This is a genomic window from Pseudomonas parafulva NBRC 16636 = DSM 17004, assembly GCF_000730645.1.
Lineage (GTDB): Bacteria > Pseudomonadota > Gammaproteobacteria > Pseudomonadales > Pseudomonadaceae > Aquipseudomonas > Aquipseudomonas parafulva.
In genome coordinates this window covers 12,647-36,082 of record NZ_BBIU01000017.1, presented here as the reverse complement: position 1 = coordinate 36,082, position 23,436 = coordinate 12,647, and the positions used below count along the sequence as shown (strand labels likewise).

Below are 23,436 nucleotides of genomic sequence, written 5' to 3'. Positions count from 1 at the left end.
TTTTGCCCGTGAGTACTGTGGTTTGCCTTTTATGCAGCGGCAGTTGGGTGGGTCAGGTCACCACTTGGTAACAAGGCACGTACGCCGCCCCACCGGGTAACTTCATCCGGTGCTGGTCGACAAACGCCTGCAGCAAACGCCCCAGCGGGTCCAGCACAGCGCTGTCGCCGCGGATCTGGTAGGGCCCGTGCTCCTCGATCAGGCGGATCCCTTTGTCCTTCACGTTACCCGCCACGATGCCCGAAAACGCCCGGCGCAGGTTCGCCGCCAGTTCGTGCGGCGGCAGGTCGCGGCGCAGCGCCAGGTCGGCCATTGCCTGGTGCGTGGGATCGAACGGCCGCTGGAAGCTTTCTTCGATCTTGAGCAGCCAGTTGAAGTGGAACGCATCGTTACGTTCACGGCGGAACTGCTTCACCTGCTTGAGCCCCTCCACCATGTGCCGGGCAACCTCTGCCGGGTCGTCGATGATGATCTGGTAGAACCGGTGCGCTGCCTCGCCCAGGGTCGCGCCGACAAACGCATGCAATTGCTGCAGGTAGGGCTCGGCGCTACGGGGGCCGGTCAGTACCACAGGGAACGGTACATCCTGGTTGTCCGGGTGCATGAGGATGCCCAGCAGGTAGAGGAATTCCTCCGCCGTGCCCGCACCGCCCGGGAAGATGATGATGCCGTGGCCGACACGCACGAACGCTTCAAGGCGTTTTTCGATATCCGGCAGGATGACCAGCTCGTTGACGATCGGGTTAGGCGCCTCGGCGGCGATGATCCCCGGCTCGGTCAGGCCCAGGTAACGGCTGCCCGGCATGCGCTGCTTGGCATGTGCGATGGTGGCGCCCTTCATGGGGCCCTTCATCACACCCGGGCCGCAGCCGGTGCAGATATCCAGCTTGCGCAGGCCCAGCTCGTGGCCGACCTTCTTGGTGTACTGGTATTCCTCGGTGCTGATCGAGTGGCCACCCCAGCACACCACCATCTTCGGTTCCACGCCCGGGCGCAGGGTGCGGGCGTTGCGCAGCAGGTGGAAGACGTAATCGGTAATGCCCTGGGAGCTTTCCAGGTCGATGCGCTGGCTGGCCAGTTCGCTCTCGGTGTAGACGATGTCGCGCAGGGCGCTGAACAGCATTTCACGGGTGCTGGCGATCATCTCGCCATCGACGAACGCGTCGGCGGGGGCGTTCAGTAGCTCCAGGCGTACGCCACGGTCCTGCTGGTGGATACGCACTTCGAAGTCTTGGTAGGCCTCGAGGATGGTCTTGGCATTGTCGACATGGGCGCCGGTGTTGAGAATGGCCAGGGCGCACTGGCGGAACAAGGTGTAGAGGCTGCCGGAGCCGGCTTCGCTCAGTTGCTGCACTTCACGTTGTGACAGCGTCTCCAGGCTGCCTTTGGGGCTGACGGATGCATTGATGACATGGCGTTGAGGCATCTAAGTCTTTCCTGTGCGGGTAAAACATCCTTCTTTGACAACACCATACCGAGAAATGTGGGCGGCAACGAGGGGGGTAGAAAAAAAGCCTCCAAATGGCCCATTACCCCAGCAGCTTCAGCACGCCGAGTGTGATGCCCAGGCCGCCGACCAGCAGCCACAGGTTCAGGATCGCCCCGGTAATCAGTGCCCGCGGCCCTGCCTGGCGGATCTGATCGATACGCGTCTCCATGCCCAGGGCAGTCATGGCCATGGTCAACGCGAAGGTGTCCAACCCATTTACGGCCTGGGTAAAGCTTGCCGGCAGTACCTGCAGCGAGTTCACCACCACCAGTGCGAGGAAGCCAAAGGCGAACCACGGCACGTTGATGCGGCCTTTACCTTGGGCCAGCCCGGCCTGGCGTGTGCGGTTCACCCACACACCCACCAGCAGCAGCACCGGCACCAGCATCATGACCCGGGTCATCTTCACGATCGTGGCAATATGGGTAGCCTGCGGGCTGATGTTGCTGGCTGCTCCCACCACTTGCGCCACTTCGTGGAGTGTGCCGCCCACCCACAGCCCGGCGGCCAGGGTATCAAGGTGCAGCCAGCCGCTGTTGACCAGCACCGGGTACAGCAGCATTGACACGGTACCGAACAGCACCACGCTGCCCACCGCCATGGCACTTTTGTGTGGCGCGCTGCGCAGCGCCGACTCGAATGCCAGCACTGCCGCAGCGCCGCAGATCGCGCTGCCTGCGGCCGTGAGCAGGGCTGTGTCGCGGTCCAGTCCCAGCAGCCGGGTGCCGCACCACAGGCCGATCAACAGTGTGCTACCCACCACCAGTACAGACACCAGCAGCCCTGGCCAACCCACCTGAGCGATCTCCTGCAGGCTTACCCGCAGCCCGAACAGGGCGACGGCGATACGCAGCAGGCCGCGTGCAGAAAAGTTCACACCTGCAGCCCAGCTGGCCGGCAGCCCCTCGCGCAACGCATTGCCATACAGGGCACCCGCAACAATGCCGACGATCAGCGGGCTGATGCCAAGGCCGGCGATGAAGGGCATGGCGGCCAGTTGGGTGACAGCGAGGGCGAAGAGTGCCACGAACAGCACACCGTTGAGCCGACCGCGGGTGGTCAGTACCGGGGTTGCCGCCGAGGGGGTGGAAGACGTGATCATGGCATTCACCTGGCAGGGGATAAGACAGGGCCACGATAATCTGGTTATAAGCTTATAAAAAATCGCAATTTGAAATGGCAAATATCTCCACAGCTGATACTTTACTTTCATGACACCAGACCAGCTTATAACCTTCGCCACCGTCGCCCAGTATGGCAACATCAGCCACGCGGCGCAGGCACTGCATCTGTCCCAGCCCGCCGTGTCGGGGCAGTTGAAGGTGCTGCAGGAGACCTTTGGCGAGCCTCTGTATCAACGGGCGGGCCGCGGGGTAAAGCTCACCGACGCCGGCCTGCAGTTGCTGGCACACGCCACACGCCTGCGCGACACCTACCGCCAGGCCCAGGCGCTGCGGGAAGCCATGCGCGGGCTGGAGCGGGGCACCTTGAGCATCGGTGCCAGTACCACGCCAGCCAGCTACCTGCTGCCCTATCTGATTGCCGACTTCCAGGCGCGCTACCCTGACGTGCTCATCACCACCACCCAGGGCAACACTGCCGAGATTCTGGCAGCGCTGGACAACGTAGACATCGCAATGATCGAGGGCCCGGCTGGCCAGGCATTGCCCGTGGGCACCGAGGTCACAGCGTGGCGCGAAGACGAGATTGTCGCCATCGTGCCTAGCGGCCACCCGCTGGCTGGCACGGCTTCGCAAACCATGGCAGCACTGGGGGCTTACCCGCTGGTGCTGCGCGAGGGTGGCTCCGGGGTGCGGCAGATCGTTGAGCGGGCCTTCGCCCGCAGTGGGGTGGCGATGCGAGTGGCCCTGGAGATTGCGGGGGTAGAAGGGGTGAAGGAGGCGGTGCGTGCGGGCATGGGCATCGGCTTTGTATCGGCCATGTCGATCCGGCACGAGGATGGCGCCCTGTGCAGAATACCCATCGCGCCACAGGCGCTGGTCAGGCGGTTTTCAATCCTGATGCCCCATGCTGCCAGCCCATCGCGGGTGGCAGCGCGGTTTTACGAGCTCTGTATCGGGCAGGTGGGGTCTGAAGCGCGTTGAGCGGTGTACGGGACATCAGTGCTGTTTGTTCTGCAACCTATAGCAGCCCCGATCTCGTGCCGGCGTCACACCACCACCGGGGCTGCTTGTCTTCGAACGCATGAAACCTCGGTTGCAGCTCTGCCAGGTCATTGTCGTCAAAACCACCCACGAGCAATGCGACCGTCGAATCATCGTCAATGGCTCCGACGGAACTGCCACACCGGCTGCAAAACGCCCGGCTAGAGAAATCTGATGACCTGAATAAGGAAGGCACGCCACCCGCACCCAACCATGAGACGCTCTGCTGTGCGAACTCTACCCATACCGCCGTCACGGCACCGGTATGACGCTGGCACGTTTTGCACGAACAGGTGTGTGGCTGTATCACGGGGGCCAGGGCTTTGTACCTGATCCAGCCGCACAGGCAGCCACCTTCGTAGGCAGTGCTTTGCATACCCAGTCCTCTTCAGCGTGTGCGAGAGATGCAAGCTTAGCCGCAGCGGCGCCACTGCGACGGCTATTTGTTCAGCTGACCGTTCAACCAAAGGTGTCCAGCAACCGATACCAGGCAATGCCCGCGCCAAGGTACAGGCGCTGCAAACCATGAAACGGGATCGGGTTGACGGGCGTGACCGGAAACACCAGGTCATTCGAGGCGCCCAGCAGGTGACCCGACAAATGCCGGGCCAGCGTTGTCGACATGGCGATGCCGCGGCCGTTGTAGCCCAGCAGAATGCTGAGCCCTGGCGCCGGCTCGTGCACGTGCGGCAGGAAGTCCCGGGTCAGTGCCACCCTGCCGCTCCAGTGATGCTCGAAGCCGATCCCTTCCAGCTGCGGGAACAAGGCCGTGACGGCGCGCTTGAGCTGGTTGAAGTCGTCTGGTGAGCGCGGCTCGGAAAACGGCCCGCGGCCGCCTAGCAGCAGCCGCCCTTGCGCGTCCTTTTTGTAGTACAGCAGCAAGCGGCGGGCATCCGAGCAGACTTCGCCCTGCGGCAGGATCTGCTGCGCCAGTGCTGTGGGTAGCACCGGTGTGGACACGATGAAGCTGTTGGCCGCGATGAGGGTTTGCCTCAGGCCGGGCCACAGGTCATCCGAATAGCCGTTGGTCGCCAGCACCACACGGTGCGCGGTGACCCGGGCGCCCTGTTCGGTGGTGAGCGCCCATTGGCTGCCCTCGCGTTTAAGGCCGGTGACGCGGGTACGGCCATGTATTGCAGCGCCGTGATGGAGTGCGGCACGGGCCAGCCCCCGTGCCAGCTTCAGCGGGTGCACGCTGCCGGCGCGGGGGTCGACCCAGGCGCCCAGGTAGCCCTGGCTGCCGATGCGGGCAGCAGCGCCGCGTGCATCGAGCAGCTCAGCCGCAACGCCCCTGCGCTGCCACTGCTGGGCCCGCTGTTCGATGGCGCGCATGGCCGCTGGGGTGCAGGCAGGTTGTATCCAGCCCTGGCGTACCGCATCGCAGTCGATGCCGTAGCGGTCGATCAGCTTGAACACTTCATCCGCAGCACCCCCGGCAACGCGAATGATCGCCTCCGCTTTTTCATCACCGAACAGCTTCATCAGCTCGTCCGGGTCGTACTTCAGGCCCGGAATCACTTGCCCGCCGTTACGCCCCGAGGCACCCCAGCCTGGCTCACCTGCATCCAGTACGCAGGTGGCTGTGCCGGCGCTAGCCAAATGCAGCGCTGTGGTGAGGCCCGTATAACCGGCCCCGACAATGGCCACATCGACCTGTTTGTCCTCTGTCAGCGGCGGCGTTTGCGGCCCTGGCTGCGCCGTGGCAGCCCACAGGGACGGGGGCATGGAAAATGACTGTACGCTCATGCCTGTGGCTCGCTGCTGTTGAGAAGACGGCGCAGGAAATCCTGGGTGCGCGGGTGAGCAGGGCGGCCGAACACATCCTGGGGCACACCCGCTTCCACGATCTTGCCGCCGTACAGGAAGCACACCTTGTCGGAAACCTCCCTGGCGAAGGCCATCTCGTGGGTGACCACTACCATGGTCATGCCCTCTTTGGCCAAGGTGCGCATAACGCCCAGCACTTCGCCCACCAGTTCGGGGTCGAGCGCGGAGGTAGGTTCGTCGAACAGAATCGCCTTGGGCCGCATGGCCAAGGCCCGTGCAATCGCCACGCGTTGCTGCTGGCCACCCGACAGTTGATCCGGGTAGGCATCCAGGCGATGGCCAAGGCCCACCTTTTCCATCAGTTCCACCGCGTGCGCGCGGGCGGCGGTCGGGCTCTCTTTCTTCACGTACACCGGGCCTTCCATCACGTTCTGCAGGGCAGTGCGGTGTGGGAACAGGTTGAAGCGCTGGAACACCATGCCCACTTCGGTACGGATGGTGTGGATCGACCTGGCGTGCCGGTCTACCCGCTCGGACGACACCAGAATGTCGCCACCCTCGTAGGTTTCCAGGCCGTTGATGCAGCGCAGCAGGGTGGACTTGCCCGAGCCGGAGGGCCCGATCAGGCACACCACTTCGCCGCTGTTCACTTCCAGGTCGATACCCTCGAGCACGCGGGTGGACCCATAGCTTTTGTGCAGCGCCTTGATACTGATCATGCAGTGTTCCTCGTCCCAAGGCGGGCTTCCAGCCGCCGCAACCCATACGACAGTGGCAGGCTCAACGCCAGGTAGAGCAGGGCCACCAAGGTATAAACCGTCATGTTCTCGAAGGTGGACGATGCGATCAGCTGGCCGGCCCGGGTCATTTCCGCCACGGTGATGGTGGACACCAGCGAGGAATCCTTGAGCATCATCACCAGGGTATTGCCGTAGGGTGGCAGGGCGATCTTGAAGGCCTGTGGCAGCACTACCCGGCGCATGATCATCGCCCCGCGCATGCCGATCGATTCGGCGGCCTCGATCTGCCCTTGCTGCACTGCCTGGATACCCGCGCGGAAGTTCTCGGCCTGGTAAGCCGAATAGGCGATGCCCAGGCCGATCACACCCGCTTGAAACGCACTCAGCTGTATGCCGAAGTCGGGCAGCACGAAGTAGATGTAGAACAGCTGCACGATGATCGGCAGCCCGCGGATGATGTTGACGAGTGTGTAGCCGGTCCTGGCGATGAGCTTGCTGTTCGACACCATCATCAGGGCAAACACCAGCCCGATGACCGAGCTTAGAATGAACGACAGCGCAGTCACTTTAACCGTGACCACTGCCCCTTCCAGCAACACAGGGAGAAAGTCCAGAGCGTTCTGCAGAAACATAGAAGTACCCGCTTGTCCGGTAGGCGCCTGACGCGCGTGATGGCGTCAGTTGATGTGCCACTTGGCGATGATCGCATCCAGCGTGCCGTCCGCTTTCACCGCATCGATGCCGCGGTTGATCTGTTCCAGCAGCTGTTGGTCGCCTTTGCGTACGATCAGGCACACTTCGCCGTTGAGGCTGGGTTTGTAGCCGTCAACCAGGCGTACTTTTTTCAGCAGGCCTTGAGACGCCTGGTAAGTGAGGATTGGCTTGTCGGCAAAGCCCGCCTTGATTCGCCCCAGGGCCAGGTCGCGCAGCAGGTCGGAGATGGAGTCATACCCCCTGACTTCCTTGTAGATGCCACGTCGCTTGAGCTCGTCGATGAACACCGTGCCGACTTGCGCGCCTACCACTTCACCCTTGAAGTCGTCCATGCTGGTGTACGTGCCGTTGTCATCCTGGTTGACCACCAGCGCCTCGCCGTACTCATACACCGGCTTGGAGTACTGCACCACTTTCTCCCGCTCTGGGGTTTTAAGCATGGCTGCAGAAATGATGTCGATCTTGTTGGCCGTGAGTGAGGGGATCAGTGCCGAGAAGTTGTTCTGCAAGATGGTCACGTCAAACCCGCCTGCCTTGGCGATGGCCTGCGCTGAGTCGATCATCATCCCTTGTATTTGGTTGCTCTTCACATCCAGGAACGTGAAAGGCACGCCGGTGGCGGTGGCACCGACCCGGTAGGTGTCTGCGCTGAAGGCAGTGCCGGTAATGAAGCTGGCTGCCAGGGCTGCAGCGCAAGTGAGTGCACGAAGTTGTGAACGCATGGGGTGGACTCCTGATTTCGTGATTTTTGTCGTTATCGAAAGAGTGAGGCCTTGGATCAGGGCAGGGGCCTTGAGTCGAATATAATTGATTTACAAAGATCGTAAAGAGATTTATAAATATCGCATACCGATATGCATGGGGTGAAAAACCGTGAGTGACATTGAAAATGCCCTGTTTAATCAATCCCTTGAGAAGGGGTTGGCGGTTTTGAAGGCGTTCAATGCGCGGCGCAGAACAATGAACCTGGCTGAAGTTGCCCAGGCAGCCGGCATCAATAAAAGCTCCGCCCAGCGCATGGTCCACACCCTCGAGGCCCTTGGCTACGTGCGCAAGAACGCAATCACCAAGCGTTTTCAGCTAACGCCCGAAGTGATGGAGATTGGTTACAACTACCTGGCATCGAACACCCTGGTAGACGTGGCTAACCCGTTTTTGGCAGAGCTTGCCCAGGTGACCGGCGAAACCACCAACCTGACCGAGCCGGTGGCAGACGACATGATCTACGTGGCCCGGTTCGTGGGCCCCAAGTTCATCCCCATCCATATGCCCCTTGGGAGCCGTATCCCCATGTACTGCACGGCCTCCGGGCGTGCATACCTGAGCGCATTGCCGCGCGAGCAGGCCCATGAACACCTGAGCGGCTGCACCTTCGTGCAGCACACGCGCCAGACACGGGTTGGCCTGGACGACATCATCGAGCAAGTCGACCTGGCGCGCAGGGACGGGTTTTCGACCAACTGCGAGGAATTGTTCCTCGGGGACATGGCCCTGGCGGCGCCCGTGCGCAACAGCGAGGGTTTGCCCGTGGCGGCAGTGCACGTGGTGGCGCCCACCAGCCGGTGGACGGTGGAGGAAGCGGAGCGGCGGCTAGGGCCCGCAGTGCTGGAGTGCGCGCGGGCGATTACAACTTCGATACGGGCGTTGCAGTTGTGAGCACTGTTGAGGCGTTCACCTGGTGCGTCAGACACCCGAGCGATTTTCTGCAATCAGGATGAAGCACATCGGTACCTGGGTGCGCGGGTCTTCATAAACAGCGTAAGTCTCTTCACGGTTGGAGTGGGGGAATTCAGTGAAACGGATGAGCCTGAAGTCAGCCTTGGCTATGCCGGTCAATACCTCACCCAGGGTGTGAATATGCCAATACGATGGATGTTCAATTTCCGCACCTTCCCCTTCGTACACGATCGCACTTGTCTCTATGAAGGGTTCTGTTTGGAAGTAGGAGTGCTCAACCCGCCAAGGATCGACCGATCCAGGGTTCAGCATCTCTAGAAACGGGTGGGTTTCATAAACCAGCAGGACGCCACCCGGTTTCAGCACCTTGGCAACATGAGTGAAAAATACCCTCATGTCTGGCATCCAGTTGAGGACGCCGATAGTTATCAGGGCTACGTCGAACCGGCCATCGAGATCGCTCGGAAGATTGTGAATATCCGCTTCGATGAACACTGGCGAGTGCGGCGACAGCGCTGCCAGCTCCCTGGCCTGCGCTAGAAACTCACTGGATTGATCCACACCGACCACCTGAGTGGCGCCGAGGGCAAAAAGTGAAAGCGCCTCCCGGCCATTATTGCACCCAAGTTGCACAACCGATTTCTGAGAGAGACCGACCTGCTCGAGCGCCGCGGTCAGCGTCGAGTCCAGGCAGGAAAAGTCATCACGGATTACGTTCTCGACGAGATGCTGCCAAGTTGCACTTTTTCGATGGAGGGCCGCAGACGCGTTCCAGGCATCGCGATTTCCGGTTATCACGTCCTTGAAAGAAATCATTGTCGAATGTCGTCCTGAGTCGGGCTAATCGGGGTCAGAGCATAACATGAGGGGGTGGCCCTACTTAAGCACGAACGTCACGCCTCAGTTACGCTCCGCCGTCCCTGCAACCGTTCACGCCACCTTGAACACATGCCGCAAATACCCCACAAAGTTCTCATCCCGGCACTGCGTCTTCCCCGGGCTGTCCGAGATCTTGGCCACCGGGGCGCCATTGCACGCGGTCATCTTGATCACCATGTTCATCGGCTCCACGCCCGGTATATCGCACGTCAGCTTGGTCCCGATACCAAAGCTCACTTGAATGCGCCCGTGCAGCGCCCGGTACAGTGCCAGGGCCTTGGTGAAGTCCAGCCCGTCGGAGAAGATCAGCGTCTTGCTCATGGGGTCTATACCCAGTTTCTCGTAGTGGGCGATGGCCTTTTCTGCCCAGGCGAGTGGGTCGCCGGAGTCGTGGCGCAGGCCGTCGAAGAGCTTGGCGAAGTAGAGGTCGAAGTCCCCAAGGAAGGCATCCATGGTGATGCAGTCGGTCAGCGCGATACCGAGCAGGCCGCGATACTCGCGCACCCAGCACTCCAAGGCTGCAGCTTGGCTGTCCACCAGGCGCGGGCCCAGCTGTTGGTGGGCCATGAACCATTCGTGGGCCATGGTGCCGATGGGGCGCAGTTCGTATTCGCGGGCCAGGTGCACATTACTGGTGCCGACGAAGCGGCCGGGGAAGTCACGCTTGAGGATGTGCACCACCTCTTCCTGCACCCGGTACGAGAACCGCCGGCGGGTGCCGAAGTCGGCCAGCTGGAAGCCCGCCAGTTCGTCGGCGCTGGCCTCGGCCTTGAGCCAGTCGAGGTTCTGGTACAACCGCTCGCGCACCTGTTCGATCACCACTTCGCGGTAGCGATAGCGGTTGCGCACTTCGCTGATGATGGCCAGCAGCGGGATTTCGTAGAGGATCACGTGCAGCCACGGGCCGCGAACGCGAATGGCCAGTTGCCCGGCATCGTCCAGGCCAACCTGTACGTAGCGCAGGTTGAAACGGAACAGGCTTAGAAAACGGATGAAGTCGGGTTTGATGAACGGGATTTTTTCCAGATAGGCCAGTTGGTCCTGGGTGACGCTGACCTCGGCCAGTTGCTCTACCTGGTAGCGGATCTCGGCCAGGTATGGGGCCAGGTTCTCGCCGTTGCGGCAACGGAACTCCCACTCCACCTCGGCATTGGGGTAGTTGTGCAGCACCGCCTGCATCATGGTGATCTTGTAGAAGTCGGTGTCCAGCAAATTCTGGATGATGCGTGGGCCGAAAACACTGTCGCTCATGAGCGCTGCTCCTTGATCAAAGCCAATTGGTGGTCGAGGGCGGCTTCATCGCCGCACAGCACCACACCCTCTGCTGCCAGCGCGCCGCAGGTTTCGATGGCACCGGCCTGGGTGAGGGCGCGGCAGGCCGGCAGGTACAGCAGCACCTGGAAGCCCGCCTGGCGCAATTGCCGGGCGGTGGTCTTGACGCAGTAATCCAGGGCCAGGCCGCCGACGATTACTGCACCTACCTGCTGCACCTTGAGGTATTCGATCACACCGGTGGAACGGCGCTCGGCCAGGTCGTGATAGCAGGCGCCGTAGGGGTGCAGGTCGGGTTCGACGCCTTTCCACACGAAGTAGTCGTAGTCGATAGGGGCGGGCAGCCCCGGCAGCAGCTCGAAACCGGGGGTGCCGGGTACGCAGTGGCTGACCCAGGTAAGGTCGGCGTTGGCCATGCTCAGCGGTTGCAGCATATGTGCAGGGTCTGCCACAACCCAGTTGGCGTTGGCCGGGTGGGCGTCCTTGCTGCCAAGGCGCACGTCAGCGCGCAATGCCATGGCGTTGAGGTCGGGTGCGATCTCGTTGCCGTCGGGCACCGGCAGTTCGTGAGGGGCGTTGGCGGTGAAGCCGTTTTGCGCATCGACATCGAAACTGGCGATCTTCATGGCGGATCTCCTCGCTGGAATGGCTACATAATCCACCTGGTGTATTATGTGTGTCAAGCCGCATCTGATAATTGCTTTAAGCTTGCATTACTTTGCTGCTCTGGTGAATTATCACGGCCATCAACCAGGAGCCACCCTTTGAGTACAGCCGAAGTACTGGCCAGCGTCGACATCGTCGCCTTGCGCCTGTCGCCCGATGGCCAGCAATTGCAGGTACTGCTGCACCGCCGCGAGCGTGAACCCCATGCAGGCCAGTGGGCATTGCCCGGGGTCATCATCAATGGCCGTATCCCTGACACCAGCCTGGATGGCGCTGCCGATCGCGCCTTGCGTGAAAAAGCCCGGGTAACCCCCTGCTACCTGGAGCAGGTGGGCACCGAAGGCAATGCCTTCCGCGACCCGCGGGGCTGGTCGCTTAGCACCTGCTACCTGGCATTGCTGGGCCCGCAACAGGCGGTAGACGGTGAGCAACTGGGCTTCTTCGACCTGGGCAGCGTGGTTGACCGCAAGGTGCTGCTGCCGTTCGACCACAACCTGCTGGTGCAGGGTGCCCGTGATCGGCTGGCCGCCAAGACGGTATACAGCAGCCTGCCGCTGTACCTGATGGGGGAGAGGTTCACCGTGCTGGATGCGCTGGGCGCCGTGCAGGCGTGCCTGGGGCAGCCGGTGAATGGCACCTCGCTGCGCAAGCGGCTGGAGCGCCTGCGCGAGCTGGGCTGGGTGAGGGACACCGGGCAGAAGAATCAGCCGCGGCTGGGGCGGCCGCAGCAGCTGTACCAGTACACGCCTCAGGGCGAGCGGCCGTTCATGTTCGACCGCAGCCTGTTGCCTGAGGGCGGCTGAGCGGTACGGTCAGTGGCCCAGTGCTACCTTGGCGCTGGTTTGGCGACGACGGTAGGCGCTGTCGCGGCTCGCCAGCCACCAGTACAGCGGCGAGGTGACCGCCAGGCCAACCAGCCAGGACAGGTCGGCGCCATTGATGTGCTCGGAGATCGGGCCTACATACAGCGGGGTGTTCATGAACGGGATCTGCACGGCGATACCGATCGCATAGGCCAGCAGGGCTTGCGGGTTGTAGCGGCCGTAGATACCGCCGTCCACCTGGAAGATCGACTGAATGTCGTAGTCGCCTTTGTGAATGGCGTAGAAGTCGATGAGGTTGATGGCCGTCCAGGGCACCAGCACCACCAGCAACACCAGCACCATGTCCACGAAGTGGCCGATGAAATCGGCCGAGGCGAACACCGCCGCCACGCAGCAAGCGCCCAGCACGATCAATGAAAGCACCGCACGGCTCCTGGCTGTGGGGATCCAGCGGTAGGCGAAGGTTTGCACCAGGGTGATGATCGACAGCACTGCCCCATACAGGTTGAGGGCGTTGTGGCTGATGACGCTGAGCAGGAACAGCACCAGCATCAGCGGGCCTAGGCTGCCGGTGGCCAGCTTCACCGCCTCCATGGTGTCCATGCCAGCCGGGATCGCCAGCACAGCGACGGCGCCGAATATGAAGGACAGGCTGGAGCCCAGGGCCGAACCGAGGTAGGTGGTCCAGAACGTCGAACTGACCTTCACATCAGCCGGCAGGTAGCGCGAATAGTCCGAAACATAAGGGGCGAACGCGATCTGCCACAGGGCTGCAAGTGAAACGGTGGCCAGCCAGCCGGCCAGGTTGAAGCCGCCGCGGGTGAGGAAGTCGTCACTCTGCACATGGCTGAAAATGTAGCCGAAGCCCACCACGATACCGATGCCCAGCACCCAGGTGCCGATACGGTTGAGCACGTGGATGAAGCGGTAGCCGATGATGCCGATGATGCCCGACCCCAGCGCACCGATGACGATACCCACGGGCACCGGTACCGATTCGGCTACGCCATGCAGGGACTTGCCGGCAAGCACGATGTTGGATGCGAAGAAACCGATGTACATCACCCCGGCGATCACCACCACCAGCAGCGCGCCGAGCGAACCGAACTGGGCGCGGCTTTGAATCATCTGCGGGATGCCCATTTGCGGGCCTTGGGCAGAATGCAGCGCCATCAGCACACCACCAACCAGGTGGCCCACCAGGATGGCAACGATGCCCCACACCAGGTTCAGGTGAAACAGTTGCACGCCGAGGGCGCCGGTGACGATGGGGAGCGGCGCGATGTTGCCGCCGAACCACAGTGTGAACAGATCCCTTACCTTTCCATGGCGGTCTTGCGGGGGCACATAGCCGATCGTGTGTTTTTCGATGAGGGGGGCCGAGCTGGCTGCACTGGTCATGACTGACTCCAAGGCAAGGTAGGGCATCGGGAACTGCCCGGGGGCGTGCCGGCGAAGGGCAACGCGTTCTTGTTGGAGCGATGATGCGGGGCGCGGGGGTAACGAGAAATTAGTAAATATGTACCCATAAACCTTAAAAAACCTAAGGCTGACAAAAGCTTAAGCGGTGGACGGCAGCAAGAAGGGTGCCAGTGCCCTGAAGGCCCCGCTGCAGAGCCCCTCGCCCGATGACGCCTGCTTGCCCATGGGCCGAACTGGTGCGTGGCGGGCCAACACAGGGCATGAAAAAACAGCTGTACCGGCGGTACGCTGGTGAATTCCCGTGCGCAACAGCTTCGGCTAAGCTGGCACCTCCCATTGCGCGACAAGGATGTGCCTGATGCCCGATACCACCCAACTGCTGGCCTTCGCCCTGATATCCCTGGGCATGGTGCTCACCCCCGGGCCTAACATGGTCTACCTGATCTCGCGGTCCATCTGCCAGGGCCGCATGGCCGGCCTGATCTCGTTGGGCGGTGTGGCCATGGGTTTTGTCTTCTACATGCTCTGTGCGGCCCTGGGGATCACTGCCCTGGTCATGGCTGTGCCTTACGCCTACGACGGCTTGCGCATTGGCGGCGCCCTGTACCTGCTGTACCTGGCCTGGCAGGCGGTCAAACCCGGTGGGCGCTCACCGTTCCAGGTGCGTGATCTGCCTGCCGACAGCCCGCGCCGCTTGTTCGCCATGGGCTTTGTCACCAACCTGCTCAACCCGAAGATCGCCGTGATGTACCTGTCGCTGATGCCGCAGTTCATCAGCCCGGAGCACGGCAGTGTGCTGGCACAATCCTTGGTACTGGGTTCGCTGCAGATCGCCATCAGCGTAACGGTCAATGCGCTGATCGCGGTGATGGCCGGCTCCATCGCCGTATTCCTGGCGGGGCGCCCGCTGTTCCAGCAGGTTCAGCGGTGGTTGATGGGTACGGTGCTGGCGGCACTGGCTGTAAGGATGCTCGCCGAAGGTCGGCGTTGAACGAGCGTTCAATGAACGTGGAACGAACGCCGGTTGCGCCGCTCTTATCCGAAGACGGATGGCACAAGCCGCGGATTCCCCCGAAATGAAATCCCTTCAACAACTACCTGTGGATGCAGGGCAACCACCGCTGTGCTTCCTGCTGAACGGCGGCACCATCGGCGGTTTGATGCAGTCGATGCAGTGGGGCGATTCACCGCTCGGGCCGCCCCATGGCTGGTCACCGCACCTGCAAGCGGTGATGGCCACCCTGTTGCCCGCCCAGGCGCAGGTTGTGTTGTTCTGGGGCGAGTCCTATGTAGCGCTGTACAACGACGCTTACGCCCCCACCATCGGCAACAAACACCCCCAAGCCCTGGGCCGGCCCGCCCAGGAGAACTGGTCTGAGCTGTGGGACGACCTTGAGCCGTTGCTGCGTGGGGTGCGCGAAACGGGCCAGACATTCTCGGCCAAGGATCGCCCTTTCTATATAGAACGCAGTGGGCATGGCGAGACGGTGTATTTCGACGTGTCCTATTCCGCGGTGCGCGAGGCAGACGGCAGCGTGGGTGGCATCCTGTGCCTGGTATCGGAAACCACCGAGCGGGTGCGCTTCCAGCAGCGCCAGGCCTTCTTGCTGGAGTTGGGCCGTACGTTGCCCGGGCTGGGCGGTGCCGAGCGCATCGAGGCCTACGCTGTGCAACGCCTGGCCGAGCAACTTGGCGCTGCGCGGGTCTGTTTTGGGGAAGACCAGGGTGATGGCGAGTGCTTCACGGTCAGCCAGGACTGGGTCGACGGTGTGCCCTCAGTGGTCGGTACCCACCCGTACCAGGCCTTCGGTGCTGACTTCCATGAGCAGTTGGCGGCTGAGCAGACGGTGCTGCAGGTGTATGACAAGGCACCGCCGCACCTGGCAGGCCTGGGCGCTGCCCTGCATGTACCGGTGGTGCGTGCAGGCCGCCTGGAAGCGGTGCTGGGCGTGTACTTCCGCGACGCGCGCAAGTGCCTTGAGGAAGACTGCCAATTGGTGGAAGAAACCGCCAAGCAAACCTGGGCCGCCATCATTCATGCCCGCGCCGAACGTGCCTTGCACTTGCTCAACCAGAGCCTGGAAGAACGCGTGGCGGCCGCACTGGCGCAGCGTGAGTCGGCCATGGTGCAACTGCATGAAGCCCACAAGATGGAAATGATCGGGCAATTGACTGGCGGCATCGCCCACGACCTGAACAACATGCTCACGCCCATCATCGGCTCGTTCGAGCTGTTGCACCGCCAGCCGAACGCCGAGCGTGCCCCGCGGCTGATCGACGGCGGGCTGCAAGCTGCAGAGCGGGCCCGCAACCTGGTAGCGCGCCTGCTGAGCTTCGCCCGCCGCCAGACACTCAAGCCCCAGGCCGTGTGCCTGGCGACACTGCTGGACGACATGCGTGAGCTGATGGCACGTTCCATCGGGCCCACCCTGACCGTGCACGTGGATATCGACCCGGCACTGCCGTCTGTGGTGGTCGACCCTCACCAGCTGGAGCTGGCGTTGCTCAACCTGGTGGTCAATGCTCGTGATGCCACGGGGGACGGGGGCTACCTGCAGATCGTTGCCGGGCATGACCCGCATTGCCCTGTACCGCCAGAAGGCATGGCCGCAGAGCGCCTGGTGTGGATCGAGGTCAGGGACAATGGCTGCGGCATGGACGAAGAGCAGGTGCGCCGCTGCATGGAGCCGTTCTTCTCGACAAAGGGGATCGGCAAGGGCTCTGGGTTGGGGCTGCCGATGGTGCAGGGCCTGGCGGTACAGTCCGGCGGAGGGTTTGCCATCCGCTCAACGCCGGGGCAGGGCACCCAGGCTACCCTGTGGCTGCCGGCCAGCGACGCCTCGGCTGCCTGCCGCGGCAGTGAAAGCGCTGAAGCACCGACGGCCGCCCGTCCGAGCCGGGTGCTGCTGGTGGACGATGAGGAAATCGTGCGCCATGCCACAGCCCTGCAGCTGCGCGACCTGGGCTATGAAGTGACCGAGGCGGCGAGTGCGGCCGCCGCACTGCGCCTGGTAGACAAGGGCTGGTTGCCGGATCTGCTGGTAACCGACCACGTGATGCCGGACATGACTGGGGTGCGTTTTGCCCAGCAGATGCGCCAGCGGCATGCCGAGTTGCCGGTGCTGATCATCACCGGCTACGCCAACCTTACGCCGTCCCAGTTGAGCGGCTTTGAGGTACTGCGCAAACCTTACCGGCGCATGGAACTGGCGCAGAGTGTGGCGCAGTTGCTGGCGGCCAAGCGTTAACGTTCGCCCGGTAACGCAGCGTCTTGCGCCTGCTGGGGCAGGTACAGCGTGAACGTGGTGCCCTGGCCCTCAATGCTGTTGACCTTGACATCACCCCCGGACTGCTTGGCGAAGCCGAACACCTGCGAGAGGCCCAGGCCAGTGCCTTCACCCGGTGCCTTGGTGGTGAAGAAGGGGTCGAAGATACGCTCGAACAATTCCGTAGGGATACCGGCCCCGGTGTCGCTCACCGAAATGGCCGCGAAGGCACCTGCCTGTGGCGCCTGGCCTTGTGCTGCGGGCAGGTGCTGATCGGCCAGCAGGCGCAGCTGCAGTGTGCCTGCTCCGCCCATGGCATCGCGGCCGTTGAGCATCAGGTTGATGACGGCGGTTTCCAGCTGGCTGATGTCGGCACGGATATGGCAGGGCGCCTCGGGCAGTTGCAGTTGCACGTGGATGCGCGCACCCGCCGCCGTATCGAACATGTCGGCCATTGCCTCCAGCCGCTCGCTGGCTTCGAACACCTGCGGGTTCAACGCCTGGCGCCGGCCAAAGGCCAGCAACTGGCCTGTGAGCTTGGCGCCGCGTTCCACGGTTTCGGATATGGTCTTGATGTAGCGATCGCGCCGCTGATCATCCAGGTTGGGGCGCTGCAGAAAATGCAGCGACGCGCGGATGATGGTCAGCAGGTTGTTGATGTCATGTGCTACCCCGCCAGTCAGCTGGCCGATGGCTTCGAGTTTTTGCGCCTGGCGCAACTCAGCCTCGGTGTGCAGCAACTGGGCGGTGCGCTCCTGGACCCGCTGCTCGAGGTTGGCGTTGAGGGTTTCCAGCGCTGCGATTGCCTGCTGCACTTCACCGTGGGCCTGAGCCCGCTGGATATGCGCCCAGCTGCGTTCGGTCACTTCACTGATCAGCGCCCGCTCGTAGGGGGTCCAGGCGCGCGGCGCGCCGTTGTTGATGGCCATCAGCGCGGTCAGCCTGCCGGCTTTTATCAGCGGCATGCAGCAGGTGGCCGCGATGCCGATGGCCGCAAAAGTGGCGGCCTCGTCGGGGGCCAGTTCGCGGTGGCTGTCGTGGATAATCAGGGGTTGGCCGTTGCGCAGGCGGTTCACCGCCAGGCGGCCGAAGTCATGCAACTGGTAATCGCCCAGCAGGTGAGGGGCCCCGGGGGCCACCGCTTCGCCGCAGATGGTGAAGGTGTCCTGGTCGGCCTGCATCACCGCATAGGCGCAGCTGGACAGCTCAAGGTGTTCCACCAGCATGCGCGTGGTAATCGCCAGAATGTCTTCGGGCGCTGAAGCTTCAGCGACTGCCCGTGCCAGGCTGTCGAGAAACTTCAGCCGCTGGTTGCTGACCACGTTGGCGGTGGTTTCGGTGACGGTGTCGAGCATGCCCAGCACTGTGCCGTCATGGCCGCGGATGGGGCTGTAGCAGAACGTGAAATAGGCCCGCTCCGGCGTGCCATTGCGGTTGATCACCAGTGGGAAGTTCTCGATGAACACCGCCTCGCCGGCCATGGCGCGGTCTGCCAGCACGCGAATGTCCGACCAGGCCTCGCGCCAGACTTCGCTGAAAGGCATGCCCAGCGCCAGCGGCTTCTCGCCGAGAATCGGCAAGAATGCGTCGTTGTGAAAGGTAGTCAGGTCGGGGCCCCACAGCACCGCTTGGGGGAACCGCGAGGCCAGGCACAGTGCCAATGTGGTCTTGAGCGCATCGGGCCAGCCATCGAGCGGGCCCAGATGGGTGGATGCCCAGTCATGCTGACGGATACGCTCGCCCATGAGGCCACCGCCCTCTAGCCACTTCGCCATGTGTTCTGCCGGTCGTGAATACAAAGGCCCCTAGGGTGCACCGAGAACACGTGGTTGGCGAGCAGTTTGTGCGCTAGCGAATGAAGTGCACTTTGCCGGTGTCGTCATTGCCCGTGTAGATGCCATATACCCCGGCCTGGCGCTCGAGAATATAGCGCTCGAGGATCTGCCGGATGGCGGGGTAGTAGATGTCGTCCCAGGGGATCTGGTCGGGCTCGAAGAACCGGTAGGCCAGGGTTTCCGGGCCGTACTGGCCGGTTTCCTCGGTGGCGATGGCGCGGAAGATGATGTACACCTCGCTGATCTTCGGCACGCTGAAAATCGAATAGGGGCAAACGATTTCGGCGTGTACGCCGCTTTCTTCCCACACCTCGCGCAGCGCTGCCTGCTCGGTGGTTTCGCCGGCCTCCATGAAACCGGCGGGCAGGGTCCAGGTGCCCGGGCGCGGTGGAATGGCGCGCTGGCAGAGCAGGTACTTGCCATCGCGTTCGATGATGCAGCCGGCGATGATCTTGGGGTTAATGTAGTGAATGTAGCCACAGCCGCTGCAGTGCAAGCGTTCGTGGGTATCGCCGGTGGGAACGCCCCGTGCCAGTTCCGTTGTGCAGTGTGGGCAGTAGCGCGGGGCATTGGGCATGATCAGCGACCTATGCGGGGTTCCTTGAGGGCCAGGGGCTCGACGATGTCGCGCACCTTGGTGGTGTCGTCCTGCTTCTGGCGCAGGTATTCCAGGGCGACCTTGGCCGCAGCGCGTACGTGCTCTACGCAGGCCTGGTGGGCCACCACAGGGTCACCGCTCTTGATCGCCTCGACCATCTTTTCCATTTCCAGGTTGCTGGCGCCGCGGCGGTTCACTTGCGACACCGAGGTTGCCCGCAGGTAGCTGATGCGCGCCTGCAACTGGCGCAACTGCTGGGCTGCCACCTGGTTGCCCGAGCCTTCAAGCAACACGTCGTAGAAGCCCTGCACCGAATCCAGTACTTGCTGCAGTTCGCCTTCTTCCAGGGCCTCGCGGTTTACCTCCAGCGCACGTTCCAGGGCGCGGATGTCCTTGGCCTTGGCGTTGAGGGTGAACAGTTGCACGATCAGGCCCTCGAGCACGCAGCGCAGCTCGTAGATATCGCGGGCATCCTCGAGGGTGATGATGGCCACGCGAGGGCCCTTGGCGTCTGCGAACTCCACCAGCCCTTCGGACTCCAGGTGGCGAAGGGCCTCACGCACCGAAGTACGGCTGACCCCGAGGCGGTCGCAGAGGTCGCGCTCGACCAGGCGATCGCCCGGCAGCAGGTGGAAATTCATGATCGCACCGCGCAGCTTGTCGAGCACGATTTCGCGCAGGGTGACGGGGTTGCGGTTGACCTTGAAGCTGTCGTCGAGTGGCTGGCGTTTCATCAAGTGCGCTCTGAAAGAGGCTGCCCGATCACGCTCGCAACAGCACCATGAACCGGGGTGCTCCTTGCGCGGGTTCGAACAGCCCGGTGTTAACGGGTGGGCTCCGCATCGGCCTCGGCAAACGCTTCCCGGGCCAGGCGGAAGCTGTCCACCGCGGCCGGTACGCCGCAGTAGATGCCGACCTGGAGCAGGATTTCGCGTACCTGCTCGCGGCTAAGGCCATTACGCAGTGCACCGCGAATGTGCAGCTTGAGCTCGTGGGGCCGGTTGAGTGCGGAAATCATGGCCAAGTTTATCATGCTGCGTTCTTTGAGCGACAAGCCTTCACGGCCCCACACGTGCCCCCAGCAGTATTCGGTGACCAGTTCCTGCAGCGGTTTGGTGAATTCGTCGGCGTTCTGGATAGAACGGTTGACGTAGTCCTCACCCAGTACCTGGGTGCGGATTCGCAGGCCTTTCTCGTATTTTTCGTTGCTCATGCGCGGTGTTCCTATGTGATTGGGTGGCCGGGGGCTGTACGGCGAACCCGGCTATGCCAACGTCAGCCCAGGGGCGGCAAGGCGCCCAGTTTGCCCTTGTGATAAACCATGGGCGTCACCGGCTCGGCCGGCAGCACCAGGTTTTTCACGGCGCCGACGATGATCGCATGATCACCCCCGTCATACTCGCGCCACAGCTCGCACTCGATGATCGCGGTAGCCTTGGCCAGCAGCGGGTTGCCCAGTTCGCTCAGGTGCCATTCCACGTGCTTGGCTTTATCTTTGCCCTTGCCGGCGAAGGCATAGGCTTCTGCGGTCTGTTCGGCAGACAGCAGGTGAATGGCGAACTGCTTGCTGTCACGCAGCACAGGGTAGGTATCGGACGCGTAGTTGGGGCAGAACAGCACCAGCGCCGGGTCGATCGACAGCGCGCTGAAGGCACTGGCGGTGATGCCGACAATGCCGCCATCCGCGTCCAGGGTGGTGACCACGGTCACGCCGGACGGGAACGAGCCCATCACGTCTTTGTAGATGCCAGGTTCGATCATCGGGTGTTACCTCTTAGCGCATCACGAACGGGTCGGGCATGGGCGCGGTGGACAGGTTGATCCACACGGTCTTCAGCTCGGTATAGGCCAGCACCGAATCGATGCCGCTTTCACGGCCGTAGCCGCTGTTCTTGAACCCGCCGATCGGTGCCATGGCCGAGACGGCGCGGTAGGTGTTGACCCAGATGATGCCCGAGCGCACGTCGCGCGCCAGGCGGTGGGCGCGGCCCAGGTCACGGGTCCAGATGCCGGCCGCCAGGCCGAACTGCGAGTCGTTGGCGATGGCCAGTGCTTCTTCTTCGGTCTTGAAGCGGATCACCGCAGCGACAGGCCCGAACACCTCTTCCTGCATGATGGTCATCGAGTTGCTGTCGCACTCGAACAGGGTGGGCTCGTAGAACCAGCCGTCGCCTTCAACCTCGGCACGCTTGCCCCCCATGTGCAGCTTGGCGCCTTCGGCCTTGGCTGCGGCCACCAGGGTTTCGACCACTGCCAGCTGTTGCGCCGTGGCCATGGGGCCCATTTCGCTGGCGTCATCCTGCGGGCTGCCGATGCGGATACGCTTGGCCCGGGCGATGAGGCGTTCGACGAACTCATCGAAGATCTCGTCCTGTACCAGCAGGCGCGAACCGGCCACGCAGCTTTGCCCGGAGGCGGCATAGATACCGGCTACTGCGCCGTTGATGGCGCTGTCCAGGTCAGCGTCGGCAAAGATGATGTTCGGCGACTTGCCACCCAGTTCCAGCGACAGCTTGGCGAAGTTTTCTGCACTGCTGCGCACCACGTGCCGTGCCGTGGCGGCGCCACCGGTGAACGCGATCTTGCGCACCAGCGGGTGGCGGGTGAGGGCAGCGCCGGTGCTGGGGCCGTAGCCGGTCACCACGTTGACCACGCCGGCAGGGAAGCCAGCCTCCAGCGCCAGGCGGGCGAGCTCCAGAATGGTGGCCGAGGCATGCTCGGAAGGCTTGAGCACGATGGTGTTGCCCGCCGCCAGGGCAGGGGCCAGCTTGATGGCGGTGAGGTACAGCGGGCTGTTCCACGGGATGATGCCGGCTACCACGCCGATGGGCTCGTGCACGGTGTAGGCGAAGAGGTCCGGCTTGTCCAGGGGCAGGGTGCCGCCCTCGAGCTTGTCGGCCAGGCCCGCGGTGTAGTGGAAGAACTCCGGCAGGTAACCGACCTGGCCGCGGGTTTCGCGGATCAGCTTGCCGTTGTCGCGGCTCTCCAGCTGCGCCAGGTGCTCTTTGTTCTCGGCAATCAGGTCCCCGAGGCGGCGCAGCAGCTTGCCACGTGCCGTGGCGGTAATGCTGCGCCACTGCGGGCTGTCAAAGGCGCGCTGGGCGGCCTGCACAGCCAGTTCCACGTCGGCCTCGTCGGCGTCGGGCAGCTGTGCCCAGGCCTGGGCCGTGGCCGGGTTGAGGCTGTCGAAGGTCTTGCCGCTCTGGGCATCGTGCCATTGGCCGTCGATGCACATCTGGAAACGAACGAGGGTCATGCAACAATCCCCTTGGCGGATTCGGTCAGGCTGCGGGCGTTTGCAAGAAAGTCCAGCAGCATCTTGTTGACTTCACGTGGTGCTTCCACTGCCATCATATGCCGTTGTTCAGCAAGGACCACGCTGTGGGCGCCTGGAATACTGGCGGCAAGCTGGCGGGTCATGGCGGGCGTGGAGCCGGCGTCGAGCTCGCCGGTGGCAATCAGCGTGGGCACCTGAATGCTGCCCAGGTCGCCTGCGCGGTACATGTCCTGGGTGGCGAACAGTGAATAGGTGGTGTGGTAGCCCTGCGGGTCGTTGCCGGCCAGCACCTGGCGGATGGCGGCCACCTGAGCGGGGTTGGCCGCTTTGTATTCACGGCTGAACCAGCGCTCGAGCGCGGCGTCGACGTTGGCGTCAGGGCCAAGCTCCGCGGCCTGTGCGGCACGGGCGATAACGCCGGCGCTCTGCTCGGGGCTGCGGTTGAACACGCTGTTGAGCACCACCAGCGCAGCCAGGCGCTGTGGGTAATGCAGGGCGAAGGCACGGGCCACCAGGCCACCCATGGAGAAACCGATCACGGTTGCCTGGGGGATCTGCAGGTGGTCCAGCAACTCGGCCAGCTGGGCGGCGTAACCCTCCAGGCCGGTGTCGGCAGCTGGCAGGGCGCTTTGGCCGTGGCCGAGCATGTCGTAGGCGATGACGCGGTAGTCGTTGGCCAGGCCAACGATCTGCCCGCCCCACATTTCCTTGTTCAGGCCCACGCCGTGGATCAGTACCACAGGTTGGCCCTGGCCCACGCTCAGGTAGCTGGTGCCGGCGGGGGTGCGTTCAGCGACAGGCTGAATCATGGAGGGCGCTCCTTGAAGGTCGGGCGCGGCGGGTAC

At 63.0% G+C, this 23,436-nt stretch carries 23 protein-coding genes; 5 read left to right on the top strand and 18 right to left on the bottom strand.

Annotated elements, in window-relative coordinates:
• Window positions 1–52 precede the first annotated feature (52 nt).
• Together ppnN and PPA02S_RS12750 are read right to left on the bottom strand one after the other, a co-directional pair.
• Window positions 53–1,426 carry a nucleotide 5'-monophosphate nucleosidase PpnN gene (gene ppnN / locus PPA02S_RS12755; protein WP_028633765.1) on the bottom strand — a complete coding sequence of 458 codons (1,374 nt, stop codon included), beginning with the start codon at window positions 1,424–1,426 and terminating at the stop codon, window positions 53–55.
• Window positions 1,427–1,529: 103 nt separating this feature from the next.
• Window positions 1,530–2,591 (bottom strand): YeiH family protein, encoded by a 1,062-nt coding sequence (locus tag PPA02S_RS12750; protein WP_028633766.1) that lies wholly within the window; start codon window positions 2,589–2,591, stop codon window positions 1,530–1,532.
• A 109-nt stretch (window positions 2,592–2,700) separates the two neighbouring features.
• Between PPA02S_RS12750 and PPA02S_RS12745 the strand changes: the two genes are divergently transcribed.
• Entirely contained in the window at window positions 2,701–3,594 is an 894-nt protein-coding gene (locus PPA02S_RS12745; RefSeq protein WP_028633767.1) for a LysR family transcriptional regulator, read from the top strand.
• A 37-nt stretch (window positions 3,595–3,631) separates the two neighbouring features.
• Here the strand turns inward: PPA02S_RS12745 and PPA02S_RS22670 are convergent, their stop codons facing one another.
• From PPA02S_RS22670 to PPA02S_RS12725, 5 genes are all read right to left on the bottom strand, one after another.
• Complete coding sequence (locus PPA02S_RS22670) at window positions 3,632–4,030, bottom strand: GFA family protein (protein ID WP_080667859.1); 399 nt, start codon at window positions 4,028–4,030, stop codon at window positions 3,632–3,634.
• Between the two features lie 83 nt (window positions 4,031–4,113).
• Window positions 4,114–5,400, bottom strand: a complete 1,287-nt coding sequence (locus PPA02S_RS12740; protein WP_028633768.1) for an NAD(P)/FAD-dependent oxidoreductase — start codon at window positions 5,398–5,400, stop codon at window positions 4,114–4,116.
• Window positions 5,397–6,140 (bottom strand): amino acid ABC transporter ATP-binding protein, encoded by a 744-nt coding sequence (locus tag PPA02S_RS12735; protein WP_028633769.1) that lies wholly within the window; start codon window positions 6,138–6,140, stop codon window positions 5,397–5,399. The genes PPA02S_RS12740 and PPA02S_RS12735 overlap by 4 nt, the downstream gene beginning before the upstream one ends.
• Entirely contained in the window at window positions 6,137–6,793 is a 657-nt protein-coding gene (gene ehuD, locus PPA02S_RS12730) for an ectoine/hydroxyectoine ABC transporter permease subunit EhuD (protein WP_028633770.1), read from the bottom strand. The genes PPA02S_RS12735 and ehuD overlap by 4 nt, the downstream gene beginning before the upstream one ends.
• 45 nt (window positions 6,794–6,838) lie before the next feature.
• Window positions 6,839–7,597, bottom strand: coding sequence for an ABC transporter substrate-binding protein (locus tag PPA02S_RS12725; RefSeq protein WP_028633771.1), 759 nt, complete (start codon window positions 7,595–7,597; stop codon window positions 6,839–6,841).
• Between the two features lie 151 nt (window positions 7,598–7,748).
• Here PPA02S_RS12725 and PPA02S_RS12720 point away from each other — a divergent pair, with 151 nt between their 5' ends.
• On the top strand, window positions 7,749–8,531 hold the full coding sequence (locus tag PPA02S_RS12720; RefSeq protein ID WP_028633772.1) for an IclR family transcriptional regulator: 783 nt from the start codon (window positions 7,749–7,751) through the stop codon (window positions 8,529–8,531).
• A gap of 27 nt (window positions 8,532–8,558) precedes the next feature.
• Here PPA02S_RS12720 and PPA02S_RS12715 read toward each other — a convergent pair whose 3' ends face one another.
• The 3 genes from PPA02S_RS12715 to PPA02S_RS12705 all read right to left on the bottom strand — a co-directional run bounded on the left by PPA02S_RS12715 (window position 8,559) and on the right by PPA02S_RS12705 (window position 11,329).
• A complete protein-coding gene (locus PPA02S_RS12715) occupies window positions 8,559–9,368 on the bottom strand; it encodes a class I SAM-dependent methyltransferase (protein WP_028633773.1) in 810 nt (269 codons plus the stop codon).
• Window positions 9,369–9,482: 114 nt separating this feature from the next.
• Window positions 9,483–10,682 carry a nicotinate phosphoribosyltransferase gene (pncB, locus tag PPA02S_RS12710; protein ID WP_028633774.1) on the bottom strand — a complete coding sequence of 400 codons (1,200 nt, stop codon included), beginning with the start codon at window positions 10,680–10,682 and terminating at the stop codon, window positions 9,483–9,485.
• Window positions 10,679–11,329 carry an isochorismatase family protein gene (locus PPA02S_RS12705; RefSeq protein WP_028633775.1) on the bottom strand — a complete coding sequence of 217 codons (651 nt, stop codon included), beginning with the start codon at window positions 11,327–11,329 and terminating at the stop codon, window positions 10,679–10,681. The genes pncB and PPA02S_RS12705 overlap by 4 nt, the downstream gene beginning before the upstream one ends.
• A gap of 138 nt (window positions 11,330–11,467) precedes the next feature.
• On the opposite strand from PPA02S_RS12705, the gene PPA02S_RS12700 reads away from it, so the two are divergent.
• Entirely contained in the window at window positions 11,468–12,172 is a 705-nt protein-coding gene (locus PPA02S_RS12700; RefSeq protein ID WP_028633776.1) for an NUDIX hydrolase, read from the top strand.
• A gap of 9 nt (window positions 12,173–12,181) precedes the next feature.
• Here the strand turns inward: PPA02S_RS12700 and PPA02S_RS12695 are convergent, their stop codons facing one another.
• Complete coding sequence (locus tag PPA02S_RS12695; RefSeq protein WP_028633777.1) at window positions 12,182–13,594, bottom strand: purine-cytosine permease family protein; 1,413 nt, start codon at window positions 13,592–13,594, stop codon at window positions 12,182–12,184.
• Between the two features lie 379 nt (window positions 13,595–13,973).
• On the opposite strand from PPA02S_RS12695, the gene PPA02S_RS12690 reads away from it, so the two are divergent.
• Both PPA02S_RS12690 and PPA02S_RS12685 read left to right on the top strand, forming a co-directional pair.
• Window positions 13,974–14,606, top strand: coding sequence for a LysE family translocator (locus tag PPA02S_RS12690; protein ID WP_028633778.1), 633 nt, complete (start codon window positions 13,974–13,976; stop codon window positions 14,604–14,606).
• Window positions 14,607–14,691: 85 nt separating this feature from the next.
• A complete protein-coding gene (locus PPA02S_RS12685) occupies window positions 14,692–16,863 on the top strand; it encodes a response regulator (RefSeq protein ID WP_042141713.1) in 2,172 nt (723 codons plus the stop codon).
• Here the strand turns inward: PPA02S_RS12685 and PPA02S_RS12680 are convergent.
• The 7 genes from PPA02S_RS12680 to PPA02S_RS12650 all read right to left on the bottom strand — a co-directional run bounded on the left by PPA02S_RS12680 (window position 16,860) and on the right by PPA02S_RS12650 (window position 23,400).
• Complete coding sequence (locus PPA02S_RS12680; protein ID WP_028633780.1) at window positions 16,860–18,656, bottom strand: ATP-binding protein; 1,797 nt, start codon at window positions 18,654–18,656, stop codon at window positions 16,860–16,862. The two genes, PPA02S_RS12685 and PPA02S_RS12680, sit on opposite strands and share 4 nt — an antisense overlap.
• 73 nt (window positions 18,657–18,729) lie before the next feature.
• Window positions 18,730–19,293 (bottom strand): NUDIX hydrolase, encoded by a 564-nt coding sequence (locus tag PPA02S_RS12675; protein ID WP_028633781.1) that lies wholly within the window; start codon window positions 19,291–19,293, stop codon window positions 18,730–18,732.
• A gap of 2 nt (window positions 19,294–19,295) precedes the next feature.
• Window positions 19,296–20,048: a GntR family transcriptional regulator gene (locus tag PPA02S_RS12670; RefSeq protein ID WP_028633782.1), complete on the bottom strand. Its 753-nt coding sequence runs from the start codon at window positions 20,046–20,048 to the stop codon at window positions 19,296–19,298.
• An 89-nt stretch (window positions 20,049–20,137) separates the two neighbouring features.
• Window positions 20,138–20,527, bottom strand: coding sequence for a carboxymuconolactone decarboxylase family protein (locus PPA02S_RS12665; protein ID WP_028633783.1), 390 nt, complete (start codon window positions 20,525–20,527; stop codon window positions 20,138–20,140).
• A gap of 62 nt (window positions 20,528–20,589) precedes the next feature.
• Window positions 20,590–21,075: a flavin reductase family protein gene (locus PPA02S_RS12660; RefSeq protein ID WP_028633784.1), complete on the bottom strand. Its 486-nt coding sequence runs from the start codon at window positions 21,073–21,075 to the stop codon at window positions 20,590–20,592.
• A 13-nt stretch (window positions 21,076–21,088) separates the two neighbouring features.
• The gene (locus tag PPA02S_RS12655) at window positions 21,089–22,570 is read right to left on the bottom strand and encodes an aldehyde dehydrogenase (protein ID WP_028633785.1); all 1,482 of its coding nucleotides are present in this window, start codon (window positions 22,568–22,570) and stop codon (window positions 21,089–21,091) included.
• On the bottom strand, window positions 22,567–23,400 hold the full coding sequence (locus PPA02S_RS12650) for an alpha/beta fold hydrolase (RefSeq protein WP_028633786.1): 834 nt from the start codon (window positions 23,398–23,400) through the stop codon (window positions 22,567–22,569). Before PPA02S_RS12650 ends, PPA02S_RS12655 begins: the two co-directional genes overlap by 4 nt.
• Between the last annotated feature and the right edge of the window lie 36 nt (window positions 23,401–23,436).